Raw genomic sequence first — 7,674 nt, 5'->3', positions numbered from 1 at the left:
GGGTCCTGGGAGAGTAGGAAGCTGCCAAGCCGAAGAGAAAAAGCCTTTACCGCAATCGCGGTAAAGGCTTTTTTTGTATAAGAAAAGCAATGAGGAGTAGGTCCAAAGACGCTGTCTAGGTAACTATACTTGGCTTATAAGAGGTTTCAAAGAGCCGATGACAGATTTGTAACCGTTCACTTTTAGATAGTAGGTATAATGGTGAAATGGATTAAAAGTCTTTTAACGTCTTTTAATCCCGGTAAAAGTCGAAATTCGCATAAGAATCGCCGGTTTTTCTGGGGGACTCACGGTTATAAGCAGGGAATTTAGAACCGGGAGAGAAGAACTATATGGAGATTCGCAAAGAATGGCGCAGAGCGATGTAAGGGGGAATTGAATATGAAGCGAAAGGTGTTTGCGTTTGCCTTTTGCCTATTCTGCAGTTCACTTCTTCTTCTAGCGGGATGCACCTCGGAAGAGCCTTCGTCCTGGGCGGTTTACAACGGTGCAACGATTGAAGAAAGCTTTCCCGTGCCGAAAGAAGCGAGTAAAACAGATGTAACGGCCGATAATACAAAAATGAGTTACGTACGATATTCCGTACCCGGGTTGGATAGCCTGGATCAGATTCCGCCGGCTTATCTGAATGCCATCAAGGCCTGGGGATGGACAGAAGAGACGGATCAAGAAAATAGGGAAGAAGCGAATCCGATCCTGATTTTTTCGAAAGGCAATACAACCGTGCATTTATCGCTTGAAGGCAGCTACTTGACGGTGCTGGTTCCCAAAGAAAATTAAGAGCCGCAGAAGATGTAAGCGAAACAGGGATAGAAGCTGAATAAAAAAGACCGGTGCTTCCGACTGAATAGTCGGGCCCGGTCTTTCTTTGATTGTATGCAAAAGCGACTATTGAACGTAATACGAGATGTCTTGAGCGTTGAGTTTGACCATGATGTCTTTGCGCTGTCCGCGCATACCGAGCAGTATCGAAATCCGCGGAGCCATAAACCATAAATGCCAGAACAGCAGAGCCAGCGTAAGCGCGAGCGGAATCCAGGCGGCCAGAACTCCGATGAACACAAATCCGATCCATAAACTTTGCATCAGCACCTGCTGGATTACCGAAGAACCGGTATGCTGATCGGGCAGGAAGCCGAACCAGACGCCGGAGAAGCGCAGCCGCCACTTTTTGCGATAGATCGGACCGCGGATCAGAAGTACCGAATTGCATACGACAAAATGGATCCAGAGCACAAAGAAAAAAGCGATCGGCATATAAACGACGGCATGCCAGGAAAACCAGAACGTTCCGGCAAGCAGGGCGGGAATAGGAAACAATAAATACAGCAGCATAAGCGGCCGTGGGATATGAGACTTTTTGATAAGCTGATATTGATAGATCGTGGCGTTCCCGTTCTCGCGCTGTTGCTCGAGCATGTCCGACCTTCCTTCCTCTTTCTCATCACACGTTTCCAAAATGGAAATTCGGCTCTTCTTATCATAACGCATCGAAGCGGCAATCGGAAGATTGAAAATTGCTTTCGCTGTAGGGGAAGAGCGGAAAATCCGGTGCAGGAGAAGGTTCAAATCGGGTACAATGGAAAGAGTGGGAACGAAAAGACAGGAGGCGTGGCATGAACGGGTTCGACAGCCAGGATGCCCCGCTGTATGCGGAGCTGCTCCGTTACGCGGCGCGTGAAGAAGTTTCTTTTCATGTGCCGGGCCATAAGGACGGACATTTTTACCGGGATCGGCCAGGTGGCATGCCGGCGGGCTTCTCGGATATATGGAAGATGGATGCAACGGAAATCGAAGGAACGGACGATCTGCATGACCCGGAAGGCGTGATCCGTGAAGCGCAGCAAAAAGCGGCGGATTTTTGGGGAGCGGAGGAGACGTTCTTTTTGGTGGGAGGAAGTACGGTGGGCAATCTCGCTCTGATTCTGACCGTATGCCGAGAACCGGGAGATGTGCTGATTGTTCAGCGAAATGTGCACAAGTCGGTACTGAACGGACTCATGCTGGCGGGAGCACAGGCGGTATTCATAGCTCCCGACAACGATCCCCGCAGCGGGCTGGCCATACTGCCGGAGGACCGGACACTGGAAGAAGCGTTAGTCCGGTATCCCCAGGCGCGATGCGTGCTGGTTACCCGGCCGAATTATTACGGTATGGGCCGGTCTCTGCGCGAAACGGCCGAAACTTGTCATAAGCAGGGTGTCCCGCTGCTCGTGGACGAAGCGCACGGAGCCCATTACGGGCTGCATCCGGCTTTTCCGGCTTCCGCGCTTGAAGAAGGAGCGGACGGCGTCGTGCAGTCGACGCACAAGATGCTTGCCGCACTGACGATGGGCGCGATGCTGCATGTACAGGGAGATCTGCTGGATCGCGGGCTGCTTCGCAAACGCCTGGCGATGATCCAGAGTTCCAGTCCGTCGTATCCGATCATGGCTTCGCTGGATCTGGCGCGCAGCGAAACCCAGCGCCGGGGCGCAGGGGCATTCGCCGAAGCCGTGGAAGCTGCCGCTTTTATCCGCCGCGAGCTGGGGCGGATGGAGCGGTTCGGAATCGTCCGGCCGGAGCTGCCGGACGATTCCGAAGAGGGCGCGCCGGCTTCGCGGCGGCGCGACAATCGGTTCGGCGGCGGCGCTACGCGCGCCTACGCCGAACAGGATCCGCTCAAGATCGCCGTCTACGACAAACGGCGAGTCTTGAGCGGCTACGCGCTGCAGCAGCGGCTGGCGGCCGCGGGCTGCATAGCGGAAATGAGCGACGAGCGCCGCACGGTGCTGGCGCTTGGAGCCGGCTCCGGCATGGACGATGCCGGGAGGCTTGTCGCGGCGCTGCAGGAACTGCAGTGCGAACTTCAGGCGCAGCCGGAGGTTATCGCGCAGGAAGCGCGCGTCAGCAGGGCCGAAGGTGCGGCCAATCTGCCGCAGCCGACGGCTTCTGCGATCTCGGAACCGGTTCTTTTTGACCTGCGGCCTTCAGGAGCTTCGGAAGCCGTAGGGCTGGAAGACGCGGCAGGACGAACGGCCGCGGAGATGATTGTCCCTTATCCGCCGGGTATTCCGCTTGTATATGCGGGGGAACGCATCTCGGAAGAAGTCGCCGCGCATCTGCTGCGGCTGCGCGAAACCGGGGCACGTTTTCAGGGAGCGGCGGACGGATCGCTCAAGCGGCTGCAGGTAACGAAACGATAAAGCGGAGGCTCTGCCAACAAGCGCAGCGTTCAGCGTCAAATCTCCTTTTTCCCGCAAAATCCCGCTGCCTTCGGCAGTCAGGGAAGACGGCGGATTCTTTTTTAGCGATTTGCCCCAAGAATCAGCACAAAATGACAGAAGGCGGTAACCAAACATGAAGCATTCGGGTAAGTTTATAGTGTTGGAAGGGCCAGATGGAAGCGGCAAAACGACGCAGATCGGTAATATCGAAAGGTATATGCGCGAGCGTGGAGCCGACTTTATCTCTACGCGGGAGCCCGGCGGCGTCAGTGTAGCGGAGAAGATCCGCAGCGTGATTCTGGATGTGGACAATGCCATGAGCGGTTTGACCGAGTGTATGCTGTACGCATCGGCGCGCCGGGAACATCTGCTGCAGAAAGTCATTCCGGCACTTGAGGCGGGCAAGACCGTGATCTGCGACCGTTATGTGATGTCGTCGCTCAGCTACCAAGGCTACGGCCGGGAACTGGGAGCAGCCGTATTGGATATCAACAAGCTGGCGATCAATGTGGACGGGTTCGAATATTGGCCGGATATGAACATCTATCTCGATGTGCCGCCGGAAATCGGTCTGCAGCGCATCCATGAGAAGAACGACGGGCGCGAGATCAATCGCCTCGATCTGGAAGCGGAAGATTTTCACCGCAAGGTTCGCGACGGTTATTTGCATTTGATTCGCGAATATGAGGGGCAGTTCACCACAGTGGACGCTTCGCAAAACGAAAAGGCCGTTTTTGCCGATATAAAAAGAGTATTGGATGATCTTCTGTTCTAACCTTGGACGCACGCGTGATTTTTTGAAAAAACGGACCTTTCCGTATCCGTTAGGCAGGATTTTGCCGCGGCGGTGTCGAATATGACACATACGACTTTTTCCGTCTACAAGCGGAAAGTCCAATCGAAAGGGAGGGATCACGGATGAAACTGATTATCGCGATCGTGCAGGATAAAGACAGCAACCGTCTGTCGGGCGAGTTGGTCAAATCGAATTTCCGGGCAACGAAGCTGGCCAGTACGGGCGGTTTCCTGCGAGCGGGAAATACGACTTTTCTCATCGGGGTGGATGACAGCCAGGTCGAAGCCGTGATGAGCGTTATTCGCAACAGCTGTAAAGTGCGTGAGCAGCTCGTGACGCCGGTTACGCCGATGAGCGGGACGACAGATTCGTATCTGCCGCTTCCGGTCGAAGTGCAGGTCGGCGGTGCGACGGTATTCGTGCTTCCGGTTGACCGTTTCGAACATTTCTAAGCCGTACGTTCCCGTAGAGGATTGTATGGAGCAAGGGCTGTCCTGCCGGCCGTCCAAAAACAAGCCCTGTTTGCAGTGACTGTTGGAACGACCATTTCACCGGCGGACAGCCGGCCCTGGAGCGAAGTCGGTTCTCCTGAAGGAGACCGCTCGTCTTCACGGATAAAAAGGTAGGGATAAGCGATGAAAATCAACCCGGGGTTTCGTCCCCTGAACAATACGCCGATTACGTCGGAAACGAATGTACGTCCGGTCGAACAGCGCAGCTTTGCCGACGCCGTTCGTCATCAGGAAGCGCAGGCTACGCAGGATGAGCTTGGCCGCCGCATGCAGGAAATTAACCGGCAGGGAGACCGTTTGGCCCGGTCCATGACGATTCGCGAGCTCAAAGCGTACCGGACGATGGTAAAAAGATTCCTCGAAGATACCGTTCGCCGCGGAGTCGGCATGAAAGACACCAAAGGGTGGGACCGTCTGGGCCGAACCAAGCGATACAAGCTGATTGACGAAATCGACGGCAAGCTGCTGGCGATGGCCGACGAACTGCTCGCAAGCGAAGAAGGCCGTATCGGTCTGCTGGAGCAGATCGGCGAAGTACGCGGACTGCTCATGAATCTGCTGTTCTAAAGCAGCTGCTTGATTGTGTTCCGATGAAATGACGCCGCTATGCGGCGTCATTCTTTTATCCATTTGTTTTGTACGTATTCCAACCACCAAGCGAGCCTTATTCGAATGAGCGACTTTTGGCTTTCCGTAGGAAAACAACCTGAGCGAATTCGAATAAGGCGAGCTCCTATAAAGGAGACCCACCCTGATGTCTTTACAAAAAATCGGCGGTCAGGAGACCGCCAAGCTTATGCTCGGCAGCAGCCTGCGCAGCGGGCGGATCTCGCATGCCTATCTGTTCAGCGGTCCGGGCGGAAGCGCGCGGCGGCGGGCAGCGGATGCGTTTGCCCAGGCGCTGCTGTGCGAACGGGGACCGGAACTTGGCGACGCCTGCGGCGAATGCCTCAGCTGCCGCAAGGTGGAGCACGGCAATCATCCGGATCTGCAGGCTATCGGCCCCGATGGAGCCTCGATCAAGATCGAACAGATTCGCGAGCTGCAGAAGATGTTCTCTTATCGCTCCGGTTCGAACGGCCGCAAAGTATATATCATTGATGAAGCCGACAAGATGACCGTGCAGGCATCGAACAGTCTGCTTAAATTTCTGGAAGAGCCTCCGGCTCCGGCCGTGGCGATCCTGTTGGCGGAAAATGCCCAAACGCTGCTGCCCACTATCCGCTCGCGGGTACAGCTGGTTCCTTTTACGGCTATGGGAGCGGAGTTTATTCTCGGTGAACTGGCCGCTGAAGGGCTGGCGACTCCGGCCGCGCGCTGCGCCGCTTACCTGACTCCCGGACCCGAGGAATGCAAAGCGCTTGCAGCAGAGAATTGGTTTGCAGAAATAAGAAATGTAGTGATACAATTAGGGAAGGATTCGATCGGCCGAAATGGCGCAAGTCTCGTTACCGCCCAACAGCAGGTGTTCAAGGCGGGGCTCGGCGAGCATCTCGACAGCCTGTTCGATCTTTTCCATTTGTGGTTTAGAGATATGATTTACGTTCAATCGGAACGGCGCGAGCACATCGTTTTCATAGATCAGCTGGAGTTTATCTCCCAAGTGGCAGGTTCCCGCAGTGCGGAATACTGGATATCGAGTATGTCCATGACCGCAGACAGCAAAAAAAAGCTCAAATCCAACATGAACAACCAGCTTTGTCTTGAGCAGTTTTTGGTTAATCTGGTTTCCTGACCGGCATCGGTCAAGAAACGGGGCCCTTGGCCGGAGTCGGTTTGTTGGTTCGGTAGACGAAGCCGCGGCGCGGTCAAGGAACCGGAGCAGCCAGGACGTTGAGCAAGAGGTCCGGGCGAACAAGCCCGAAGCCGAACGTTTTGAATGCGCGCAAGGGAGGTTTAGCTTTGTACAGTGTAGTCGGAGTCCGCTTCAAGAAGGCGGGCAAAGTGTATTATTTCGACCCCCTGGAGTTTCCGATCGAGCAGGAACAATGCGTGATTGTAGAAACGGCGCGGGGTGTCGAGTACGGCAAGGTTGTCGTCGGAAAGAAACAGGTGCAGGAGAGCGATGTCGTGCTTCCGCTTAAGCGGGTGATTCGTATCGCCGGCGAACCGGACGCACGCGTGGTGGAAGAGAATAAGGAAGCCGCCCGCAAAGCTTTTTCCACCTGTATAAATAAAATCAAGGATCACGGATTGAAAATGAAGCTGGTGGATGTGGAATACACATTCGACCGCAACAAGATCATTTTCTACTTTACGGCCGAAGGCCGTGTCGACTTCCGTGAACTCGTCAAGGATCTGGCCAGTATTTTCCGGACCCGGATCGAGCTTCGGCAGATCGGGGTTCGCGACGAAGCCAAGATGCTCGGAGGAATCGGACCGTGCGGAAGAGTGCTGTGCTGTTCTTCCTGGCTGGGCGATTTTGAACCGGTATCGATCAAGATGGCCAAAGATCAGAATCTGTCGCTGAACCCGACCAAAATCTCGGGTCTGTGCGGAAGATTGATGTGCTGTCTGAAGTTTGAGCACGATAACTACGAGGCAACGAAGGAAGAAATGCCTGCCGTCGGCAAGCTGGTCGTCACTTCGCTCGGAGAAGGCAAGGTCGTCGGCATCAATGCCGGTAAACGGATGGTGCATGTGCAGTTGTTCGAGGTCAGCAAGGTGAAAGAATTGTCCATGGACGACATCGTCGTCAAGTAAGTCAATCGGAACCGCTCTGGGGTGGAGTTTACTTGGAGAAGAAAAATGTCTTCGCGCAAATACACGAGATGGAAACACAAGTGGAAAGCTTTAAGGACGAACTTGGCACAATGAAGCAGGCGGTCAAAGAGCTGATGGAAGATAATCATCGGCTGCTTACCGAAAATGAACGTCTGCGGAAGATCTTGAAAAGGGAAGCCCCGGTAGAATCGATCTCCGGTGCCCGCCTTGAACCGTTCAATGTCCTCAGCGAACCGATCAAGAAAGATGAGGAAGCGAGCGACACGGTTGGCGAAGGGTACGACAACCTGGCCCGCTTGTATCACGAAGGATTCCATATCTGCAACGTGTACTACGGCCATCTGCGTACAGAGGGCGATTGCTTGTTCTGCCTGTCTTTTTTAAATAAATAAACCGGAATCAGCCTGAAAGCCGCGGCGTTTTTTGCCAGCGGCTT

Annotated in this window: 9 protein-coding genes; 8 read left to right on the top strand and 1 reads right to left on the bottom strand. The window is 54.5% G+C overall.

Translation table 11 applies throughout. The features are described 5' to 3' along the window. Positions 1-381: 381 nt before the first annotated feature. Positions 382-780, top strand: a complete 399-nt coding sequence (locus tag HRQ60_RS20010; RefSeq protein WP_172199317.1) for a hypothetical protein — start codon at positions 382-384, stop codon at positions 778-780. Between the two features lie 108 nt (positions 781-888). On the opposite strand, the gene HRQ60_RS20005 is transcribed toward HRQ60_RS20010, so the two are convergent. Further along, a complete protein-coding gene (locus HRQ60_RS20005; protein ID WP_172199314.1) occupies positions 889-1,419 on the bottom strand; it encodes a hypothetical protein in 531 nt (176 codons plus the stop codon). A 197-nt stretch (positions 1,420-1,616) separates the two neighbouring features. On the opposite strand from HRQ60_RS20005, the gene HRQ60_RS20000 reads away from it, so the two are divergent. The 7 genes from HRQ60_RS20000 (at position 1,617) to HRQ60_RS19970 (ending at position 7,630) form a co-directional block, all read left to right on the top strand. Continuing rightward, positions 1,617-3,185 (top strand): aminotransferase class I/II-fold pyridoxal phosphate-dependent enzyme, encoded by a 1,569-nt coding sequence (locus tag HRQ60_RS20000; RefSeq protein ID WP_172199311.1) that lies wholly within the window; start codon positions 1,617-1,619, stop codon positions 3,183-3,185. Between the two features lie 154 nt (positions 3,186-3,339). Further along, positions 3,340-3,981: a dTMP kinase gene (gene tmk / locus HRQ60_RS19995; RefSeq protein ID WP_172199308.1), complete on the top strand. Its 642-nt coding sequence runs from the start codon at positions 3,340-3,342 to the stop codon at positions 3,979-3,981. 143 nt (positions 3,982-4,124) lie between these two features. Continuing rightward, positions 4,125-4,454 carry a cyclic-di-AMP receptor gene (locus HRQ60_RS19990; protein WP_037286068.1) on the top strand — a complete coding sequence of 110 codons (330 nt, stop codon included), beginning with the start codon at positions 4,125-4,127 and terminating at the stop codon, positions 4,452-4,454. A gap of 183 nt (positions 4,455-4,637) precedes the next feature. Then, the gene (locus HRQ60_RS19985; RefSeq protein WP_172199305.1) at positions 4,638-5,081 is read left to right on the top strand and encodes a YaaR family protein; all 444 of its coding nucleotides are present in this window, start codon (positions 4,638-4,640) and stop codon (positions 5,079-5,081) included. Between the two features lie 187 nt (positions 5,082-5,268). Then, positions 5,269-6,249: a DNA polymerase III subunit delta' gene (gene holB / locus HRQ60_RS19980; protein ID WP_172199302.1), complete on the top strand. Its 981-nt coding sequence runs from the start codon at positions 5,269-5,271 to the stop codon at positions 6,247-6,249. A 167-nt stretch (positions 6,250-6,416) separates the two neighbouring features. Next, on the top strand, positions 6,417-7,217 hold the full coding sequence (locus tag HRQ60_RS19975) for a PSP1 domain-containing protein (protein ID WP_172199299.1): 801 nt from the start codon (positions 6,417-6,419) through the stop codon (positions 7,215-7,217). 32 nt (positions 7,218-7,249) lie between these two features. After that, entirely contained in the window at positions 7,250-7,630 is a 381-nt protein-coding gene (locus HRQ60_RS19970) for an initiation-control protein YabA (protein WP_172199296.1), read from the top strand. Positions 7,631-7,674 lie beyond the last annotated feature (44 nt).

It is taken from the genome of Saccharibacillus qingshengii, from assembly GCF_013185195.1.
Lineage (GTDB): Bacteria > Bacillota > Bacilli > Paenibacillales > Paenibacillaceae > Saccharibacillus > Saccharibacillus qingshengii.
This window is presented reverse-complemented; position numbering and strand designations above follow the sequence as displayed.

Excerpts from the sequence above, each read along its gene's own strand:
- HRQ60_RS20010 (WP_172199317.1), top strand. The coding sequence starts at position 382 with ATGAAGCGAAAGGTGTTTGCGTTTGCCTTTTGCCTATTCTGCAGTTCA.
- HRQ60_RS20005 (WP_172199314.1), bottom strand. The coding sequence starts at position 1,419 with ATGCTCGAGCAACAGCGCGAGAACGGGAACGCCACGATCTATCAATAT.
- HRQ60_RS20000 (WP_172199311.1), top strand. The coding sequence starts at position 1,617 with ATGAACGGGTTCGACAGCCAGGATGCCCCGCTGTATGCGGAGCTGCTC.
- tmk (WP_172199308.1), top strand. The coding sequence starts at position 3,340 with ATGAAGCATTCGGGTAAGTTTATAGTGTTGGAAGGGCCAGATGGAAGC.
- HRQ60_RS19990 (WP_037286068.1), top strand. The coding sequence starts at position 4,125 with ATGAAACTGATTATCGCGATCGTGCAGGATAAAGACAGCAACCGTCTG.
- HRQ60_RS19985 (WP_172199305.1), top strand. The coding sequence starts at position 4,638 with ATGAAAATCAACCCGGGGTTTCGTCCCCTGAACAATACGCCGATTACG.
- holB (WP_172199302.1), top strand. The coding sequence starts at position 5,269 with ATGTCTTTACAAAAAATCGGCGGTCAGGAGACCGCCAAGCTTATGCTC.